The 21,231-nt window shown below is 37.3% G+C and carries 14 protein-coding genes; 4 read left to right on the top strand and 10 right to left on the bottom strand.

Annotated elements, in window-relative coordinates; all coding sequences use genetic code 11:
- The first annotated feature begins 57 nt into the window (after positions 1–57).
- Positions 58–447: a hypothetical protein gene (locus ACE1OF_RS03630; RefSeq protein WP_448892878.1), complete on the top strand. Its 390-nt coding sequence runs from the start codon at positions 58–60 to the stop codon at positions 445–447.
- A 119-nt stretch (positions 448–566) separates the two neighbouring features.
- Here the strand turns inward: ACE1OF_RS03630 and ACE1OF_RS03625 are convergent, their stop codons facing one another.
- Complete coding sequence (locus tag ACE1OF_RS03625) at positions 567–3,374, bottom strand: bifunctional aconitate hydratase 2/2-methylisocitrate dehydratase (RefSeq protein ID WP_448892877.1); 2,808 nt, start codon at positions 3,372–3,374, stop codon at positions 567–569.
- Between the two features lie 696 nt (positions 3,375–4,070).
- Between ACE1OF_RS03625 and acnB the strand changes: the two genes are divergently transcribed.
- The gene (gene acnB, locus ACE1OF_RS03620; RefSeq protein ID WP_448892876.1) at positions 4,071–6,662 is read left to right on the top strand and encodes a bifunctional aconitate hydratase 2/2-methylisocitrate dehydratase; all 2,592 of its coding nucleotides are present in this window, start codon (positions 4,071–4,073) and stop codon (positions 6,660–6,662) included.
- 101 nt (positions 6,663–6,763) lie between these two features.
- Here the strand turns inward: acnB and ACE1OF_RS03615 are convergent, their stop codons facing one another.
- The 7 genes from ACE1OF_RS03615 to ACE1OF_RS03585 all read right to left on the bottom strand — a co-directional run bounded on the left by ACE1OF_RS03615 (position 6,764) and on the right by ACE1OF_RS03585 (position 15,793).
- Positions 6,764–7,669, bottom strand: coding sequence for a cation diffusion facilitator family transporter (locus ACE1OF_RS03615; protein ID WP_448892875.1), 906 nt, complete (start codon positions 7,667–7,669; stop codon positions 6,764–6,766).
- 72 nt (positions 7,670–7,741) lie between these two features.
- Entirely contained in the window at positions 7,742–10,942 is a 3,201-nt protein-coding gene (locus ACE1OF_RS03610; RefSeq protein ID WP_448892874.1) for an efflux RND transporter permease subunit, read from the bottom strand.
- An 11-nt stretch (positions 10,943–10,953) separates the two neighbouring features.
- The gene (locus ACE1OF_RS03605; RefSeq protein ID WP_448892873.1) at positions 10,954–12,195 is read right to left on the bottom strand and encodes an efflux RND transporter periplasmic adaptor subunit; all 1,242 of its coding nucleotides are present in this window, start codon (positions 12,193–12,195) and stop codon (positions 10,954–10,956) included.
- Between the two features lie 60 nt (positions 12,196–12,255).
- A complete protein-coding gene (locus tag ACE1OF_RS03600) occupies positions 12,256–12,561 on the bottom strand; it encodes a hypothetical protein (RefSeq protein ID WP_448892872.1) in 306 nt (101 codons plus the stop codon).
- 160 nt (positions 12,562–12,721) lie between these two features.
- Positions 12,722–13,867 (bottom strand): ABC transporter permease, encoded by a 1,146-nt coding sequence (locus ACE1OF_RS03595; RefSeq protein WP_448892871.1) that lies wholly within the window; start codon positions 13,865–13,867, stop codon positions 12,722–12,724.
- Positions 13,864–14,799, bottom strand: coding sequence for an ABC transporter ATP-binding protein (locus tag ACE1OF_RS03590; RefSeq protein WP_448892870.1), 936 nt, complete (start codon positions 14,797–14,799; stop codon positions 13,864–13,866). The genes ACE1OF_RS03595 and ACE1OF_RS03590 overlap by 4 nt, the downstream gene beginning before the upstream one ends.
- The gene (locus ACE1OF_RS03585) at positions 14,792–15,793 is read right to left on the bottom strand and encodes an HlyD family secretion protein (RefSeq protein ID WP_448892869.1); all 1,002 of its coding nucleotides are present in this window, start codon (positions 15,791–15,793) and stop codon (positions 14,792–14,794) included. Before ACE1OF_RS03585 ends, ACE1OF_RS03590 begins: the two co-directional genes overlap by 8 nt.
- A gap of 227 nt (positions 15,794–16,020) precedes the next feature.
- Between ACE1OF_RS03585 and trhO the strand changes: the two genes are divergently transcribed.
- Positions 16,021–17,016, top strand: a complete 996-nt coding sequence (gene trhO, locus ACE1OF_RS03580; RefSeq protein ID WP_448892868.1) for an oxygen-dependent tRNA uridine(34) hydroxylase TrhO — start codon at positions 16,021–16,023, stop codon at positions 17,014–17,016.
- A 147-nt stretch (positions 17,017–17,163) separates the two neighbouring features.
- On the opposite strand, the gene ACE1OF_RS03575 is transcribed toward trhO, so the two are convergent.
- Positions 17,164–17,640 (bottom strand): ion channel, encoded by a 477-nt coding sequence (locus ACE1OF_RS03575; protein ID WP_448892867.1) that lies wholly within the window; start codon positions 17,638–17,640, stop codon positions 17,164–17,166.
- A 259-nt stretch (positions 17,641–17,899) separates the two neighbouring features.
- On the opposite strand from ACE1OF_RS03575, the gene ACE1OF_RS03570 reads away from it, so the two are divergent.
- Positions 17,900–18,367: a DUF4124 domain-containing protein gene (locus ACE1OF_RS03570; RefSeq protein ID WP_448892866.1), complete on the top strand. Its 468-nt coding sequence runs from the start codon at positions 17,900–17,902 to the stop codon at positions 18,365–18,367.
- 100 nt (positions 18,368–18,467) lie between these two features.
- Here the strand turns inward: ACE1OF_RS03570 and clpB are convergent, their stop codons facing one another.
- Positions 18,468–21,038 (bottom strand): ATP-dependent chaperone ClpB, encoded by a 2,571-nt coding sequence (gene clpB / locus ACE1OF_RS03565; RefSeq protein WP_448892865.1) that lies wholly within the window; start codon positions 21,036–21,038, stop codon positions 18,468–18,470.
- Positions 21,039–21,231: the final 193 nt, after the last annotated feature.

Below are 21,231 nucleotides of genomic sequence, written 5' to 3'. Positions count from 1 at the left end.
ACTTAAAGACTGAACAAGTTACTTGTTCAGTCTTTTTTTATATCAATAGGAATGCTGATGAAAAAAACACCTTTACTTTTCATATTCTTCATAACTTCTCTAAATATTACCGCATGTGCGAGTTCAACAATTAAGCAAACGGATAGTATTGATGTTGCTCGATGGGATTTTGATCACCAAATTCAATTCAGACAAACTGAATTAGCAAAAAACAACTACCAGCTTGAAATAATTCCTAATAACAAAGTAAACTTCACCCGTATGTCAGCTTTCTTATTACGCCAATCCTACCTACTTTGTCGCCAATACCCTTATGAATTAAAGATATTACAAGGTATTGAAGGTTTTGATGATAAACGGGCAATGCCAAACTATATATTTCCTTCTCTCGTGGCTAAAGTTGAATGTAAAGCCATACCAAACGGAAAGACAAGTAAAATTAATTAAACGTAGTTATTCATAAATATAAAAAAGGTTACTTATGTTAAATAAGTAACCTTTTTAGAGTGAAGCTTTCAACCTGCTAAATACAAATTTATTTATGCAAAACAGATACTTTGCTTAACCTATACCACTTTAATTGGTACCGCTTGACCTGCAAACTTAGTACTCATTTCTTGCGTAGGTGGAGTGAATTTAGTTAAGTCAATACCTTCTACTGCACTTTTGTACTCTTCAAGAGTCGGGAAGCGACCAAGTACTGTTGAAAGCACAACTAACGGTGTAGAACCTAGTAGTGACTCACCTTTTTTCTCAGCAGTATCAGCAACAACACGCCCTTGGAATAAACGTGTTGACGTGGCGATAACCGTATCACCAGGTTCAGCTTTTTCTTGGTTACCCATACATAAGTTACAACCTGGACGTTCTAAATACATAATGTTTTCATATTTAGTACGGGCTGCATCTTTTGGATGAGCATCATCAAATTCAAAACCAGAGTACTTCTTAAGAATATCCCAGTCACCTTCTGCTTTAAGTTCATCTACAATATTATAAGTTGGTGGTGCAATGACTAATGGTGCTTTAAATGACACGCTACCATTTTGTTTTTCAATATTACGTAACATTTGTGCGATAATTTGCATATCACCTTTATGAACCATACAAGAGCCAACAAAGCCTAAATCTACTGTTTTACCACCGTAGTATGAAACAGGGCGAATAACGTCATGAGTATAACGCTTAGATACGTCTTCATTATTTACATCAGGATCCGCTATCATTGGTTCATCAATTACATCTAAATCAACAACCACTTCTGCATAGTATTTAGCAGCATCATCAGGTGCTAATGCTGGTTCAGCGCCTGACTTAACTTCTTCGATGCGTTTGTCAGCTAACGCAATTAAACCAGCAAGAGTTTTGGCTTTGTTTTCCATACCCTTATTGATCATAATTTGGATACGGCTTTTCGCAAGCTCAATTGATTTAATTAATGTTTCATCATTAGAAATACAAATAGACGCTTTAGCCTTCATTTCTGCAGACCAATCTGTAAAGGTAAACGCTTGGTCTGCTAATAAAGTACCAATGTGCACTTCAATAACGCGACCTTGGAATACATTCTCTCCGCCAAATTGCTTAAGCATTTGCGCTTGAGTTGCGTGAACAACATCACGAAAATCCATGTGCTCTTGCATGTTACCTTTAAAGGTTACTTTAACTGACTCAGGAATTGGCATGGCAGATTCGCCCGTCGCTAGTGCGATTGCAACTGTACCAGAATCGGCACCAAATGCGACACCTTTAGACATACGCGTATGAGAGTCACCACCAATAATAATAGCACGATCATCCACAGTAATGTCATTCAATACCTTGTGAATAACATCAGTCATTGCAGGATAAACGCCTTTTGGATCACGTGCAGTAATTAAACCAAAAGCATTCATGAAGCTCATTAACTTAGGAATGTTTGCTTTCGCTTTACTATCCCATACTGATGCAGTATGACAGCCTGATTGGTATGCACCATCAACCAATGGAGAAATGGTAGAAGCAGCCATCGCTTCTAATTCCTGACAAGTCATAGGGCCAGTAGTATCTTGAGAACCAACAATGTTTACTTTAACGCGAACATTAGAACCTGCATGTAAAGCAGTTTCAGATGCCACACCAACAGCATTACGGTTGAATATTTTCTCAACTGCTGTTAAACCTTGACCTTCGTGAGATATTTCTTTAGAAGACGCATAAACCTGAGGTGCTTCAACACCTAGCGTTTCTGCTGCAAGCGTTTGTAGTTTCTTACCGAATGTAACAGCGTAAGAACCACCAGCTTTCATAAACTCTACTTTTTGAGGAGTAAAAGCAGACGATACATCAGCGACTTCTTTATCACCATTAAATAATTTCTTCGCTTTGGTATCAATAGTTAATACTGTGCCTGTAGCAACAGAATATGCTTCTTCTAATATTGCATCACCATTCTCATCTACAACGGTATTACCGTTTACATCAATTTTCTTAACCCAATTTTTAAGGTCAAGACCAATACCACCAGTTACATCAACAGTGGTCAAGAAAATGGGAGCAATGCCATTAGTACCTGCAACAACAGGTGCTATATTAATAAATGGAACATACGGGCTTGCTTGTTTACCAGCCCAAAGTGCAACATTATTCACACCAGACATACGTGAAGAACCAACCCCCATAGTACCTTTCTCCGCAATAAGCATTACTTTGGCATTAGGGTTTTTAGCTTTTAATTCTTGGATCTCATCTTGAGCTTCAGGAGATATCATGCATTTACCATGTAACTCACGGTCTGCACGTGAATGTGCTTGATTACCAGGAGAAAGTAAATCAGTAGATATATCACCTTCACCAGCAATGTAGGTTACAACATCAATTTTTTCTTCAATATCAGGTAATTTTGTAAAGAACTCAGCATTAGCGTAGCTTTGCAAAATATCTTTAGCAATAGCGTTACCTGCTTTATAAGCCGCTTCAAGGCGAGCTGTATCTGCATCATATAAGAATACTTGTGTTTTTAGCACATTAGAAGCGGGTGTTGATAACGCAGCATCGTCACTCAGTGCTAAGTCAAGCAAAACTTCAATTGAAGGACCACCTTTCATATGTGAAAGTAGTTCAAAAGCAAATGTTGGTGTGATTTCTGCTACAACTGAATCACCTAATATGATTTCTTTTAAAAAGGCAGCTTTTACACTCGCAGCGCTTGTTGTACCAGGTAGTGTATTATAGATGAAGAAATTAAGAGAATCTTCACGGTGCGCATTACTTTCATCTTTTATCTGCGCGATGATTTCTGATAATAAATCAGCACTATCAATTGGCTTAGCTGCTAAACCAAGCTCATTTTTGCGGGTTTCAATTTCCGCGATATACTCTAAATACAGGCTCATTTGATACTCTCTCTAGCTATTGATGGTAAAAATCTAATTGGAAGGATAAATTTTTGCCCTTATTTTACCTGATTTTCAGCTAACTACTAATCATTTGCTTAAATAAGGACTATTCATAGCACTAATGGTAACTAGAAAATATAGTTATATGACTTATAATAGATTATTGGTTATATTAAAAAAATCTATTTCCGAGTTCTAATTCGGGTTGATTTAATACTAACCTCAACTTACCTCCGCGTAAAAACGCAATCAGAACATAAACTACCAGACAGATATAAAACCTAGTCGCTCAAAGTTACATTATCCCCTATACTATCAATCAAGCCGTTTCCCACGACTTAACAATTAGATCATAGTAAGCAGCTATTTTAGTATGTCTGACTTGCATAATACAACCTTAAGAAAAACAAAACATTTCCGACAATATTGAAATCAATAAAAAATCAACTAGTATTATAGTCGTACAAAGAAACACAATAAAAACAACAAGTCGTTGAAAACAAAGAGATATAGATAATTAATATATTGAGAATAAACACTGTAACTACTACCGAACCACAAAAAGTGTCGACAATATTGTATTATTACGGTGTTTTTTAACCCTGGATACTTAAAAACTTTGTCCTACATTGGCTTTATGTTTTCGAGCCACCTCTAAAGTAACTAGTGTCTCCAAATAAAAAGGTGAATATCGTGCTTCAAGAATATCGCAACCACATAGCAGAACGTGCCGCTGAAGGTATTGTACCTAAAGCTTTAGACGCTGAACAAACAGCAGCATTAGTTGAATTAATAAAAAATCCCCCCGCTGGCGAAGAAGCCTTTTTAGTTGATTTATTAACAAATCGAGTGCCTGCAGGTGTTGATGATGCAGCTTACATTAAAGCTGGTTTTTTAGCTGCCATCACTAAAGGTGAAACAGCATCACCTATACTGACACCTGAAGAAGCCACTGAATTATTAGGTACCATGTTAGGTGGCTATAATATTCAACCAATGATTGACTTATTAGACTCTGATAAATTAGCAAATATTGCAGCTAAAGGTTTATCAAATACGTTATTAATGTTTGATGCATTTCATGATGTACAAGAAAAAGCCGAAGCTGGTAATGCAGCAGCGAAGCAAGTATTACAATCTTGGGCTGATGGTGAATGGTTTACTTCAAAAGAAAAAGTAGCCGAAAAAATTACGGTTAAAGTATTTAAAGTAACAGGTGAAACCAACACAGATGATTTATCACCAGCACCTGACGCTTGGTCTCGTCCTGATATTCCTTTACACGCAAAAGCCATGTTAAAAATTGCCCGTGAAGGTATTACGCCTGATGAAGATGGCGTTGTCGGCCCAATCTCTCAAATTGAAGCATTACAAAAAGACGGCATTCCATTAGCTTATGTTGGTGATGTTGTGGGTACGGGATCTTCTCGTAAATCTGCAACTAACTCTGTTTTATGGTTTATGGGTGATGATATCCCTTGCATTCCTAATAAACGTAGTGGCGGTGTTTGTTTAGGTGGCAAAATAGCCCCCATTTTTTACAACACAATGGAAGACTCAGGCGCATTACCCATTGAACTAGATGTTCAAAAAATGAATATGGGCGATATCATTGACATTTACCCATATGAAGGCCTTGTTAAAAATGCTGCTGGAGAAGTGATTTCTGAATTTAAGCTTAGCCCAGTATTATTAGACGAAGTTCGTGCTGGTGGTCGCATTCCACTGATTATCGGCCGTGGTTTAACCACTCGCGCTTGTGAAGCTTTAGGCTTGCCTGCTCCTCAATTATTTTCTCAGCAAGCAGCAGTAACTTCATCGACAAAAGGTTTTACCTTAGCACAAAAAATGGTAGGTAAAGCCTGTGGTATCGATGGTGTTCGTGCAGGCCAATATTGTGAACCTAAAATGACTACAGTCGGCTCACAAGATACTACTGGACCAATGACACGTGATGAGCTTAAAGATTTAGCTTGTTTAGGTTTTTCTGCTGATTTAACCATGCAGTCATTCTGTCATACTTCAGCTTATCCTAAGCCTGTGGATGTTATTACACATCACACATTACCTGATTTTATGATGAATCGTGGTGGTGTTTCACTTCGCCCAGGTGATGGTGTAATTCACTCATGGTTAAACCGTATGCTATTACCAGATACCGTTGGTACTGGTGGTGATTCACATACCCGTTTCCCACTCGGTATCTCATTTCCTGCTGGCTCAGGTTTAGTTGCCTTTGCTGCTGCAACCGGTGTTATGCCGCTTGACATGCCTGAATCTGTATTAGTACGCTTTAAAGGCGAAATGCAACCAGGTATCACCTTACGTGATCTCGTGCATGCTATTCCTTACTATGGTATTAAAAATGGCTTATTAACCGTTGAAAAAGCAGGGAAAATCAACGAGTTTTCTGGTCGTGTGTTAGAAATAGAAGGACTTAAAGGTTTGTCAGTTGAACAAGCGTTTGAATTATCTGACGCTTCTGCTGAACGTAGTGCTGCGGGTTGTACTATTAAATTAGAAGAAGACGCCGTTGCTGAATATCTAAACTCTAACATTGTTATGCTTAAATGGATGATCAGTGAAGGTTACGGTGATGTTCGTACCATTACTCGTCGTATAAAAAGTATGGAAGCATGGTTAGCTAATCCGTCATTAATGGAAGCTGATGCTGACGCTGAATATGCTCAAGTGATTGAAATAGATTTAAATGAAATCAAAGAGCCTATCGTTTGTTGTCCTAACGACCCTGATGATGCAAAATTATTATCAGAAGTTTCTGGCGTTGATATTGATGAAGTATTCATTGGTTCATGTATGACTAATATTGGTCATTTCCGTGCAGCAGGTAAGCTTATTGAGAAATTCAACGGTACATTACCAACACGTTTATGGGTTGCGCCACCAACCAAGATGGATCGCGATCAATTAACAGATGAAGGTTACTATAGTATATACGGCAAAGCTGGCGCACGTATGGAAACACCAGGCTGTTCACTATGTATGGGTAACCAAGCACGTGTTGCAGAAAAGTCTACTGTACTTTCAACCTCTACACGTAACTTCCCTAACCGTTTAGGTAATGGTGCGAATGTTTACCTAACTTCGGCTGAATTGGCGGGTGTTGGTGCTATTTTAGGTAGATTACCAACGGTAGAAGAATACATGAATTATGCGAAGCAAATTAATGCTACTGCAGCCGATACTTACCGTTACTTAAATTTTGATAAAATGGAAAGCTATACATCAAAAGCAGATAAAGTGATTTTACAAGTAGAAGCTTAAAAAAAACGCTAAAAGCTAATTAACTTTACATAAAACGCCCGTTGATATTTACATTAACGGGCGTTTTTATTGGTTATTTTTAGTGATTATCAAACAAATGTTTAAGTTCGAACATAACAAGTCTTTGAGTTTTCTCTATTGCCAATATAGCCTTCAATTGTAGAATGCGAAATGTCATAATGCTCTATCAGCATTTGCTTAACTTGCTCCACTCCTTTTACCAGACCATCTATTTCTAAAGCGATATGGGCTTCTAGAAATTTTTCGTTATCGTCAAGCTGCCAAACATGAATATGATGCACTCTTTTTACACAAGACAATGATTCAATATCAGTACATAGTTCATCTATATCAATAGTATCAGGTACTGCCTGCATCAAAATATTAATGCTTTGTTTAGCCAATAATAAACCATGATAAATCACGTAAATAGAAATTAGGATAGTTGCTACTATATCAACAACATACCATTGATATAAAATAATTAGCGACCCTGCAACAATAACCACAATAGAAGCAAAAGCATCCGACAAATTATGTATAAATACAGCTTTCAAATTTAAATTATTTTTAGCGCCTGTTTTATAAGTTAACCATGCGGTCACTGCATCTATTACCAAAGCAATAGACGCAACCCAAACGACAATCCAACCATCTATGGGTTCTGGATTAAAATATTTAGATATTGCTTCATATATAAGAAACAAACCCACAATGATCAATGTTGTGCTGTTAATCAAAGCCCCTAAAATTTCAGCACGCTTAAAACCGTATGTCATGCGATTACTTGCGGGTTTACGGGCAATTTTTCTTGCGATGATTGCAATTAAAATGGCCCCTGCATCACTTAAATTATGTAGAGCATCGGCAATAAGTGACAAACTACCAGATACCAAACCCGCTATAATTTGCACTACGGTTAATAAAATATTGATGAACACTGCTAAATTTAACTTGCCGTCATGGGTATGCGTATGAGCATGCTGATGAGAATGGTGATGACCCATAATTATGTCCTTGTATAAAAATGATTATTAGCAGTACCAATGACTCTCGTCTTTTGATACTGCAATATTTTATCAACAATATAGCTCTGCTATTTTTGCTTTAGAAAACCAAGGATAAAGTATTGGTAAAACAAATAATGTCAGTAATGTTGCTGTTACTAATCCCCCTACTATAACACTAGCAAGTGGCCTTTGAATTTCAGCACCAATACCATTTGACATTAACATAGGAATTAATCCCAACGCAGAAGTAAGCGCCGTCATCAGAACGGGTCTTAACCTTGATGTGGCACCTTCAAATATTGCTTTTGAGCTTTCCATGCCAGTTTGAATCCGCTGATTAATACTTTCCACCATCACAACACCATTTAACACCGCAACACCAAACAATGTAATAAACCCGACCGAGCTAGGCACAGATAAATACTGACCTGACAGGTAAAGTGAGAAAACACCGCCGATCACCGCTAGCGGTATATTAACCAATATTAACAGCGCTTGCCCAACCGATCCAAAGGCAAAGTAAAGTAATAAGGCAATTAATACAAGTGATATAGGAACCACAATAGAAAGCCGTTTTTGTGCGCGTTGCTGATTTTCAAATTGCCCCCCAATAGCAATTGAATAACCTGTCGGCAAATCAATTTTTCTAGCGATGCTTGTTCTGATATCAGCCACGACACTACCCATGTCTCGGCCTTGAATATTTGCTTGAATCACTACTCTACGCTGCACATCATCGCGCCTAATTTGTGGTGGACCAGATTCATACAATACGGATGCTACATCGCCTAACCTAACCCATGCACCATTAGGTGATTGTAATCTAATATCTGCAATCGCTTCTTTGTTTTTCCTATACTCCTTATTAATGCGCACATAAATGTCATAGCGCTCATTTCCATTAATAATTTGTCCTGCTGTTGTACCACCAATACCATTTTTAACCACACTCATTACATCATTAACCGACAAACCAAAACGTGATAATTCAAGTCGATTAGGCTTAATCACTAACTGTGACTCACCTACTACTTGCTCTAGTGCAACATCTCGCGTGCCATCAATGGTTTTCATCATGGCTTCAATTTGCTGTCCTTTACTTGCCAATACGCCTAAATCAGAACCAAATAATTTAACGGCTAATTGCGCTTTAACACCAGATAAAAGCTCATCAACTCGTGTCGCTATTGGTTGTGAAAAGTTCAATAACAAACCAGGAAACTGCTCTAATGAACGTGCCATTAAGTTTTGTAATTCAACTCTGTTTGAAGCGCTAGTCCATTCTGCCACGGGTTTCAGCCCAATATATATTTCAATATTATTCACAGGTTCTGGATCACCCCCTATTTCAGGACGACCAACACGACTTAACGCATAAGTCACTTCAGGGAAAGACAATAGTTTTTGCTCAAGTATTGGAGCAACAGATAAAGCGGTTTCTAAACTGGCTGATGGCGCTAATGTAGCCCGTAAATTAATCGTACCCTCTTCTAACTCGGGTACAAATTCAGTTCCTATTTTCATTAATACCACAAAGGCTAAAATTACTAGTACTGTCGAGAAACATACTATTAATTTAGTGTGTTTTAGCGCTACTGTTAAACCGTTTGTATATCCTTTATGTAATGCTTTGAGTATAAAACTTTCCCGTCTTTTTATTTCTGTTTTAAATAAGAAGGTTGCTAAAGCAGGTACAACTAGCAAAGCCACTAAAATAGCCGATATCACGGCTAAAATAATACTAATAGCCATAGGTTGAAATAGCTTAGCCTCAACACCTTCAAAACTGAATAACGGCATGAAAACCACAACAATAATTGAAGCAGCAAAAAATACTGGCCGTGCAACTTCTTTACCCGCCTTTTTTATGAGTAAATCGCTATTATTACGTTCTACGTAAGCTTGGTCTACATCGAGCAAGGATGATTTCCGATTATTGACGCGCGCAATATCAGTGTTTTTGTTGGTATGCGCCAGATGATTAAAAATATTCTCAACCATTACAACAGAGCCATCAACCAACATACCAATAGCCACCACGATCCCTCCTAATGACATTAAGTTTGCGGAAATTCCCCACCAAGCCATCATCATTAATGCAATACCGATAGAGATCGGAATAGAAATGAGCACTAAAAAAGTCGCCCTAAAATTCATTAAAAATAACAACAAAACAATCAAAATAAAAATAAAAGCAAGTGATAGCGCTTCAATTACCGTACTAACTGCCTTTTTAATTAAATCCGCTTGATCATATAAAGCCTCAAACTTAACGCCCTGTGGTAAAGCTTGTTCAATGAGTCGCCTTTTGTTATTTATTCCATCAATGGTCGATTTTGTATTAGAGCCCATGCGTTTTAATACAATACCTGAGACAACTTCACCTAATTGCTCTACATCGCCATTATTCATTCGGCGAGTCATAGATACTGCACCTTGGCGAATTTCGCTACCCAGTTCAACTGTTGCTATATCAGCAACAGTAACAACGGTTCCATTAACACTTTTAACAGGTACTTGCTTAATATTGTCAATACCAGCAACGCCACTTTTAAACCAGCCTGTTCCTCTTATCACTAATTGCTCTTGTCCACGGTTCATATACCAACCGCCTACATTGGTATTATTGTTTTCTAATGCTTTTACAATGTCTGATTGAGATATTTTATATGCAAGTAACCTAGCAGGATCAAAATTAACTTGGTACTGCTTAACCTCTCCACCAAAGGACAACACATCAGTAACACCGTCTACAGGCATCAAGAGCAATTTAACTATCCAATCATTCAAACTTCTTAGTGCCATTACATCATATTCACTATCTTTATCAGCAATGAGTAAATATTGATAAACTTGCCCTAGCCCTGATGTATTTGGCCCCATTTCAGGCATACCAACCCCATCAGGAATTAACGCTTTAGCTGCCTGTAAACGTTCAAATACCAGCTGTCTCGCTAAGTAAATATCCGTATTCTCTTTAAATACCACGGTCACTCCTGACAGGCCTGTTTTTGATATAGAACGCACTTGTTCAACATCAGGCAATGCATACATTACCGCCTCAATAGGATAAGTAATTAGCTGCTCAACTTCTTCTGCTGCCAAACCTGGTGCTTCGGTATTTACAACTACCTGTACATTAGTTACATCAGGAAAAGCATCAAGGTTAAGCGTAGGAATAATGATAATAGCGCTTATTAAGGTTGCCGCTAATGCAATAACAACAACGAGTCTATTATTAACGGACCAATCTATAATTTTATTAAACATGGTGATTGCTCCTAATGGTTATGCGGATCAAATCCGCCTTTCGCGATTTCAGATGCAACAAAAAATGCACCTTTTATAACCACTCTACTTCCACTTGCTAACCCAATCACCTCTCTGTATTCACCAAATGATCGCCCTAATTCAACTTCTACTGGCTCTAATTCACTTACTTCTTCATCAGAATAGTCTTCAACAAAAACAACCCAGTCGCCATCTGCACTACGAATTAAAGCTTCTTCAGGTACAGCCAGTACTTGTGTAATGGTTGAAAGTTTAAAGTTAACGTTAACAAACATACCTGAGTGCAAGCTATCATCACTATTTTTAACTGAAAGTCTGATAATGCGCGTTCTTGTAATAGGATCAATTGTATGTGCTTCTTGAATCACTTTTGCCTCATAACTTCGACCACCAAAAGTAATTGTTACAGGGGTATTGAGTAATAAATTTACCTTTTTACTTGCTGCAATTCTTGCTTCAACCCACAGTTCATCCTCGTCTGCCAACAGCATGATTTCATCACCTGCAGCAACGCGCTGTCCCTGAGAAAAAGCATCACTTAGTACAATGCCAGCTCGTTGAGCTGTTAGCGTATACTGCCCAAACAAAGTCGTATTATTTTTTGAAATTAATTTAATTGCATCATCGGTTAAACCTAATGCAATTAACCGACCGTAAGCCGCATTAAAGGTGGTTTCTGAGTTTAATAATTGACTTTCGCTAATCGTTTTATTGCCTAGCCTTTTAATACGTTGCCATTGTGTGGATGCAATTAAATAATCAGCTTGAGCACTTGCCATGGTTTCACTAAACAAAGTAACTAAATCTTGATTTTTCCTAACATGCTCTCCTAATATAGCGTGCCTTTTTATGATCACAGACTCCGTTCTTGGGGAGACAACATAGCTAGTATAACCATTAACTTGAACTTCACCTGGCGCATAAATGGCGCTGAAATATACATCAGGTGTAATAGATTCAACGGTTATATTAGCTAACGACATTTTCTCAGACGTAAGATTAATGCCGCCATCAGCATGTTCTGTTTTTTCTTGTTTTGTAAAATGTTCAGCTTCGTTATGTTCATCTCTTTGAGTTGTATGACTACTTTGCTCATATACTGCAACATGATTACTACTACCTTGCGAATTTAACCGACTATGAGTTACTTTATTTTCAGCAACTGAGTTAAATGATAGCGCAGCAAGGAATACGCACAGGTAAACACCTGTATTACTTTTAAATATATACATATTGTTTGTCTTAATTTGAAATAAAATTTAGCCGAAAACGGCCCACAAAAGTTAGATCAATTAAGCAATAGGAGGGCGAAACGTGGCGTCTATATAGCTAGAAGGATGACTAATAAGAACAGGTGAATAAGCTGGTGAATTAATTGTCGCTATTTTAGTCGATATTTTTGTGAATACCCAAGTCAAGTGTGAACCGCTACAATGACCACAGTGATGACAATCTTTAATATCGTGGCCTGCTTGGTCAGTTTCCTCAAGGGTATTAATCTCAGCATGTATGTGAACGGTTTGCAAATGCTCAATGCCATCATTATGCGTGTCAATGGACGAAGCAACACTCACGAACGATTGTAAAATAATCGACACAAATAATATGTTAACAAACAGCCTAGCTATCAAACCCTTACACCATGAGTAATAAAATAAACGCTCTCAGTGTGACAAACTCTAACAAGCAAGTCAAAAGCTGTTTTGATTTATGTTTTTCAAACATATAAATTTCACAACGAGTCGCAAATAAATACCACTAATCTAATGTTTTTTTAAAACGAAGTGCTGCTACCATTAACCCCACTACGGTGAAAGCAATAAGCCATACCATGTCAAAAGTCATATCAACCACAGCAACATCACGCAGAACAACACCACGAATTAAACGAATAAAATGCGTTGCAGGCAGAGTTTCAGCTATGTATTGCGCGGCTTCGGGCATACCTTCATAAGGAAACATAAACCCTGACAGTAATATTGATGGTAGTAAAATAAAAATTGTCATTTGCGTTGATTGTAATTGGTTCTTTGCTAAAGTCGAAATAACCAAACCTAAAACTAAGCTAGCACAAATAAAGAGTAAGGTTGCCAGCACTAACTGCCACCCTCCGCCATTAATTGGAACATTAAAACAAAAGTAACCTAAACCTAAAATTATAATCACTTGAATAGCCCCAATAAAAATATAGGGAACAATTTTACCTATCATTAATTCAATTGATGCTAACGGCGTTGTAATAAGTAATTCCATATTGCCACGTTCTCGTTCACGAACAATAGCGCCAGAGGTGAACATAATCATGGTCATAGTTAAAATAATACCAACAAGCCCTGGCACTATATTTACAACACTGCGTTGTTCTGGATTGTATAACAAAGTCACTTCAAAAGTCGGTACATTCCGATTAGTAGGTTTGTCTAATAATTCGGCTAACGGCATATTTCGCAAACTTTTAATACTACCGGCTATAGCTGCATCAGAACCATCAACTAACCATTGCGCTATAGGTCGACTGGTTTCTTCATCACTCGCTGGTGGCAACCCAAACCCCACCGTTGAATGCCTGACTAAACGCTGACTCACATCGTTAGGAATAATTAATACCGCGCGCACTTCACCTCGCTCAATCCCCGCTTGCGCTTTTATTAATGAGTTATATTTTTTGGTAAATTGAACCGTACTGGTTGCTGCAACCGCTTGTTGTAATACACGGCTTAGAGCCGTTTGATTTTGATCAAATACCCCAACAGGAATATGACGAATATTGGTATTAATTGCAAAAGCAAAGAGTAATAACTGCACTAGGGGGATCATAATCACCATGCCAAAGGTCATTCTATCGCGTTTAAGCTGAGTTAACTCTTTGGCTATAATAGCTTGAATTCTTAATAAAGATTTCATGAGACATCACTTACATGATGGCCTGTTGACAGCACAAAAACATCTTCAAGACTCGCTCTAACAATTTGCATATCTGAATTAACAGGAATCATATTAGTTGCACTTAAAAAGGCAACAGGATCTACTACCCTATTATTCACTAGTACACGTAAATGCGCGCCAAGCTGTGATGCTGATACTACCTCAGGAAAAGTAATTAATTGCTTTTTCAACTGCCTAAGGTTAGTTGTTGATATTTCAACAACCTTTGCGGGCATATTTGCCATTAATTTATCAGGGGAGTCATCAGCACATTTAACGCCATGCTCTAAAATAGCTAACCGATGACAACGTTCAGCTTCGTCCATATAATGAGTTGAAACTAAAATGGTAACGCCTTGGTCACATAAATCAAATAACTGTTCCCAAAATTCACGACGATTTTCAGGGTCTACCGCTGAAGTTGGTTCATCTAGAAATAATAATTTAGGTTTGTGCATCACAGCACAAGCCAATGCTAACCGTTGTTTTTGTCCACCACTTAAACTGCCACTAAGCTGCTTATTTAATTTTGTTAATTGATAAATACTCATTAATTCATCAAGTCGCTTTTTTTGCTCTTTCGGCGTTAATCCGTATATTCGAGCAATAAATTGCATATTTTCTTTAATCGTCAAATCATCATATAAAGAAAATTTTTGTGTCATATAGCCTATTTGCTTACGTAACTTTTCTGCATCGTTAGGTAAAGTACATCCTAATACATTAACATTGCCTGCACTTGGTTTTAATAAGCCTGTAAGCAACCGAATGGCGGTTGTTTTTCCTGAACCATTTGGCCCAAGAAACCCATAAATTTGTTGTTTTTTTACTTGCAAATTCAGTGACGATACCGCAGTCATTTCACCAAATTTACGAGTTAAGTTATTTGCATCAATCGCTAACTCAGTCATTGGCGTTACTTTTTATTGTACGTTCTGAAGAATTTATTGAAACATTTAACTTAGGTAGCAAGACTTGAATAGGAATACCGCTAGGCAAGTCTGCAGCACTATCAGGTAAAACGACTTCAGCTAAGTACATTAGATTGGCTCGTTCTGCCTGATTAAGCGCATAATACGGAGTGAATGCAGGCTCAGTTGCTACCCAGCGTACTGTTCCTACTAAACCTTGTGTTAAACCATCGACCTGTACTGTTAATTTATCACCCACCTTTATCTGAACCCGATAAGGTTCAGGAATATAAACACGAGCAAATGGTACTTTACCTGCAAGTACAATAGCCACAGGGCTGCCAGCCGTAACTCTTTCTCCTAAGTTCCATGGCAAGTTGTCCAAAACCCCATCACGTTTTGCCGTTATAGTTAAATCACTGAGTTTTTTCTGTTCAATAGTTAACATAGCCACATTGGTTGCTAGAATAGCCTCAGCAATGGCTAAATCTTCAATTCGAGTGCCATTAACCAATTGTCTAAGTTGTTCTTTTGCACTATTAAGTTGGGATATATTTTCATCACGTGCAGCTAACATGCTATCAAAATTAGCCTGACTGGTTAAATTAGACTTTATTAAACGCTGCTCTCGAGCAAAATTTGCCTTACTCTTAACTAAAGCAGCTTGGGCACCAGCAACTTTTGCTTGTGCTGCGGCCACTTCTTCAGCGCGAGCCCCATTATGTGCTTTATCTAAATTTGCTTGTGCTTGTTGTACTTGCGCTTGCGCTTTAGCAACTAAAGCTTTTTGTAAGTCATCGTTTAATTTTACTAAAACCGTGCCTTTACTGACTTTACTTCCTGCTTTAATCGGTAATTCTGTAATGATCTCACTAACCGTTGCTGTATGAGCTATACGGTCGCGTTCTAGTGTACCTAAAGCAATATTTTCCTTATCATTAGTACAAGCAGTTATCAACAAAAAAACAGCAATTAGAAGCGTTCTATTAAGCATGAGAGACATCTTATAAACAATATAAATTAACTAGTTATCTTTCAGTCTACTCCTACAAAAATGAAGTTCAAGCATTATTACTATTGCTTTAACCACAGAGAAATTAGACTTGCCTATTACAGTCCTGTTAGAATGCGCAGCCCAAAATATGAACTCGTTTATATTTTGGTTTACCTATTTATCTAAAGCTCTGGATTTACGTTTCAGCTAGCTCAATGGAGAACATGATGACAGTAAATAATGCTACAGGCGCAATCACTATTTGTGCACTTTATAAATTTGTTCGTTTAGAACATTACCTCGACTTACGAGAGCCGCTATTGGCAACAATGACTCACCTTAATGTCAAAGGAACTTTGCTATTAGCCGCTGAAGGGATAAACGGCACAATTGCTGGTTCTCAAGCAAATGTCGATGCTGTACTCGATTATCTAAACAAACAAACAGGCCTAGCGAATATTTCACATAAAGAGTCTTATGCTGATGAAAACCCTTTTCATCGCACTAAGGTAAAATTGAAAAAAGAAATTGTTACGATGGGAGTTGAAGGCATCGATCCTAATCAAGTAGTGGGTACTTATGTAAAACCACAAGATTGGAATGCGCTGATCTCTGATCCTAACGTTTTATTGGTTGACACGCGTAACGATTACGAAGTTGAAATAGGAACCTTTAAAGGTGCTTTAAATCCTGACACTGAAACATTTCGCGAATTTCCTGCCTATGTAGAAAAAAATCTGGATAAAGGCAAACATAAAAAAGTGGCCATGTTTTGTACTGGCGGAATTCGTTGCGAAAAGTCCACCGCTTATTTGAAAGAACAAGGCTTTGAAGAAGTTTACCACCTTGAAGGTGGCATTTTAAAATATCTCGAAGAAGTACCTAAAACTAACACCCTGTGGGAAGGAGAGTGTTTTGTTTTTGACGGTCGCGTTGCTGTTAATCACAATTTAGAACAAGGTCAATATGATCAATGCTTTGCTTGCCGTTTTCCATTAACAGAACAAGAAAAGCAACATGAACATTATGTTAAAGGGGTGAGTTGTCACCGTTGTCATGACAAAGTAAGTGAAAAACAACGACACCGCTTTGCTGAACGAGAACGACAAATAGCGTTAGCAGCTGAACGCGGGGAAAATCATATTGGTGGTGACGTAAAAGACGTGATTAATGAACGTCGACAAGAAAAATCAAATAGAAAACAGGCACAATCTAAGAAATAATAACGCGATAAAAATGGGGATTTGTTCGGGTAATTTAGCTGAAAATCATGAACACGAATAAATTCCTATTAGCGATATGTTTAATAACAACGATAAGTTAATTTTAACTATATTCATGGTATAAAGAATAACTTCTCTTGTTAAAAATTACTTCGATAAAGATTCTAGTTTCTTTTCTAACTGTTCTAATTTTTGATGAATTTTTATATTTTGGGCAAAAATCTCTTCATTTTGTTTTCTTAACTCCCTGTTTTTAATACTGGTATCAGCAAATCCAAATATTTTATTGGCAAACACTGCACCTACCCCACCTAAAATGCCAACACCTAAGATAAACATAATAAAAACCGAGGCTCTACCAATGAAGGTTATCGGGTATACATCACCAAAACCTATTGTTGTTGAAGACATCAACATCAGCCACAATGCGTCAACATAGTTTTGCACAGGAGAGTTGGCAACACTTGTTTCTGCCAAAAAGGTAACATAACCTAATGTGATATTTAATATCGCAAAAAGTGCTAAAGATAACAATCCTACCACAGTATAATTATAATTTTTAACGCCAAACTCATCTATTTTATAAAGTTGACTTTTTTCCATAGCATTTTGTAATACAATCATTTTTACTCTACTTTTAATCTTGATGATTAAGGGGTAACTTTATTTAAGCTTTTATTAGGACAGTAACTCGTAATTAAATAATATACGGGTAAAAGAAATACTCAATAATATGTTAGAAACTATAACGAACATATTACTGAAAAAATATAAAAAATCAAAAACAGATTGAATAAATAACTAATTTACCCTAAGTTAAATCGAACGGTGTAATACGTATAAACTAAAAAATAAATAGCATTTTTGTTAACAAGGAATAAATATGTATTTTCGAAATTCAGCCATTATTGGATTATCGTTTACTGCTGTATTTAGTGTGAATATCATAGCAAAAGAAATTACTATATATCGTTGGCTAGATGAAAATAATGTTGTTCATTACAGTCAGCAGCAGCCACAAAGCGGTAATTACACACAATTAACCACCACTTCGTCTTTTCAGTCAAAGGAAAAACAACCACTTGAAAGTGTGAATAAAGCAACAGTGGATGAACAAATATCTCAATACGAAAAAAATAAAGCTGAAGTGCTTGCTAAAAATGCCGAGATTGCTAAAAAGAACTGTCAGGCCGCCAAGCTTAATGAACAAATGTTAAATTCTTTTGATAATGTAATGATAACTGATGCCAATGGCAAAAATAGTGTCATGTCCGACAAAAATAAAAAAGAACAAATTGCTTTAAATAAAAAACATATCAGTATGTACTGCGGCAAAGACAATAAAAAGTAACGAAAAAAATAACGCTCTTTATATGTTAAAATAATATTAAACAAAGAGCGTTACAAATTACCTATTAATTAATAAATAAACGACTTTAAAGCCTGCCTGTTTATTCAAATAACAATTTTCCATCATTCACTGTTACGTTTATTGCTGAACCTTTAGCAAAATTTCCTGCTAAGATTTTTTGTGCTAGTGGGTTTTCAATTTCTTGCTGAATTGCCCGTTTTAATGGTCTAGCCCCAAAAATAGGATCAAACCCTGCTTGAGATATTAAAGATAAGGCCTCTTCACTAATACTTAAGCCTAACTCTTGCTGAACCAAACGGTCTGATAATTCTTGAATTTGAATCTTCGCAATTTTCTCAATTTGTGTCGCCAATAATGGATGGAACACAACAGATTCATCAATTCGGTTGATAAATTCAGGCTTAAAGTGATGACTTACTTCATTCATGACCTGCGCTTTCATCGCTTGATATTGGCTATCATCACCAAATTCCTGAATGATATCTGAGCCAATATTTGAAGTCATAATGATAACCGTATTTTTGAAATCTACCGTTCTGCCCTGACCATCAGTTAAACGTCCATCATCAAGCACTTGTAGCAATATGTTAAATACATCACCATGTGCTTTTTCCACTTCGTCTAATAAAATAACTGAATATGGCTTACGGCGAACAGCTTCTGTTAAGTACCCACCTTCTTCATAACCTACATAACCTGGAGGAGCACCTACCAAACGTGCAACTGAGTGTTTCTCCATGAACTCTGACATATCAATACGAATTAAAGAGTCTTCACTATCAAAAAGAAAATAAGCCAATGCTTTAGTTAATTCAGTTTTACCGACACCTGTTGGTCCTAAAAATAAAAAGGAGCCTATCGGTTGGTTTGGATCCGCTAAACCAGCGCGTGAGCGTCTAATAGCATTTGACACCGAAATTACCGCTTCACTTTGACCAATAACACGTTGATGCAGTGCCTCCTCCATATTGAGCAATTTATCACGTTCTTGCTCTAACATTTTGGCAATAGGGATACCTGTTGCACGACTGAGCACTTCAGCGATTTCAACATCAGTGACTTTATTAGCCAGCAAGCTCATTTCTTGCATTTCAGCTTGGCTAGCTAAATCAAGTTGCTTTTCAAGTTCGGGTAACTTTCCATATTGCAATTCAGACATTCGGTTGAGGTCACCAACTCGTTTAGCCGCTTCCAATTCAATGCGCGCTTGTTCCAATTCTTCTTTAATCGTTTGAGTGCCATACAGTGCCGCTTTCTCCGTTGTCCACAACTCATCAAGCTCATCATATTCCTGCTGCCTATCATTAATTTGTTCTGAAATATCTGCCAAACGTTTTTTGGATGCATCATCAGCATCTTTTTCTAATGCTTTTTGCTCTAATTTAAGCTGAATAAGTCTGCGTTCAAGACGATCTAAATCTTCTGGTTTAGAATCCATTTGCAAACGAATACTTGATGCGGCTTCATCAATTAAATCAATTGCTTTATCTGGTAATTGTCTGTCACTAATATAACGATGAGACAAACTTGCCGCTGCCACTATTGCTGGGTCAGTTATGACTACGTTATGATGAAGTTCATAGCGTTCTTTTAAACCACGTAAAATAGCTATTGTGTCTTCAACACTAGGCTCTTCCACTAATACCTTTTGAAAACGACGCTCTAAAGCGGCATCTTTTTCAATATATTTACGATATTCATCTAAGGTAGTCGCGCCTACACAATGTAAATCACCACGGGCAAGTGCAGGTTTCAACATATTTCCTGCATCCATAGCACCATCTGTTTTTCCTGCACCAACCATAGTATGTAATTCATCGATAAATAAAATGACCTGTCCTTCTTCTTTAGCCAACTCATTTAATACCGCTTTTAAACGCTCTTCAAATTCACCTCGGTATTTAGCACCCGCAATTAAAGCGCCCATATCTAAAGATAAAACTCGTTTGTTTTTAAGCCCCTCGGGTACTTCATGATCAACAATACGTTGTGCTAATCCTTCAACAATGGCCGTTTTACCAACACCTGGTTGCCCGATTAGCACAGGGTTATTTTTTGTTCTGCGTTGTAACACCTGTAAAGTTCGACGAATTTCATCATCACGGCCAATCACAGGATCTAGTTTTCCTTGCTCTGCCCGCTCAGTTAAATCAACCGTGTATTTTTGTAGTGCTTGTCGAACATCTTCAGCATTTTGATCTTCAACATTTTGACCACCGCGCACATGCTCAATGGCTGATTTTATGCGTTGTTCGTTGGCACCCAATTCTTTAAGAATATTTCCTAGAACACCTTTATCTTCCAATGCTGCAAGTATAAACATTTCTGATGAAATAAATTTATCTGACATTTTTTGCGCATGCTTATCACATAAATTAAATAACTTACCTGATGCAGAAGACAATTGAACATCGCCATCACCACCTTGTACTTGTGCTAATGATTGTAGGGCTTGCTCAACTTTTGTTCTTAACGTGTGAACATCAATGCCAGCGCTTTTCAACAAAGGGATAACGGAATTACCATTTTGATTTAACAATGCCAACATTAAATGAACGGGTTCAATAAATTGATGATCACGCCCTAATGCTAATGATTGAGCATCAGAAATAGATTCTTGAAATGATTGAGTAAATCTGTCTAAACGCATAAATATTCTCCTGCCATATTACTGGACTTATGAATTGATGATATCTAAAAGAGTTATACCAAGTTGATTAAGTTATTGCCCACTCAGCGAGAATTAAAAGGCTTAGAGGCAAGGCATTGATTGAAGAGAATGGTCATTCCCTTGTCAAAATCAATAACGCCGCATATAAGCCTTTTAAACTCGCCCTTTGGGA

Source organism: Colwellia sp. E150_009 (genome assembly GCF_053543955.1).
The sequence above is the reverse complement of the archived record's forward strand: the minus strand, read 5'-3'. Positions and strand labels throughout refer to the sequence as shown.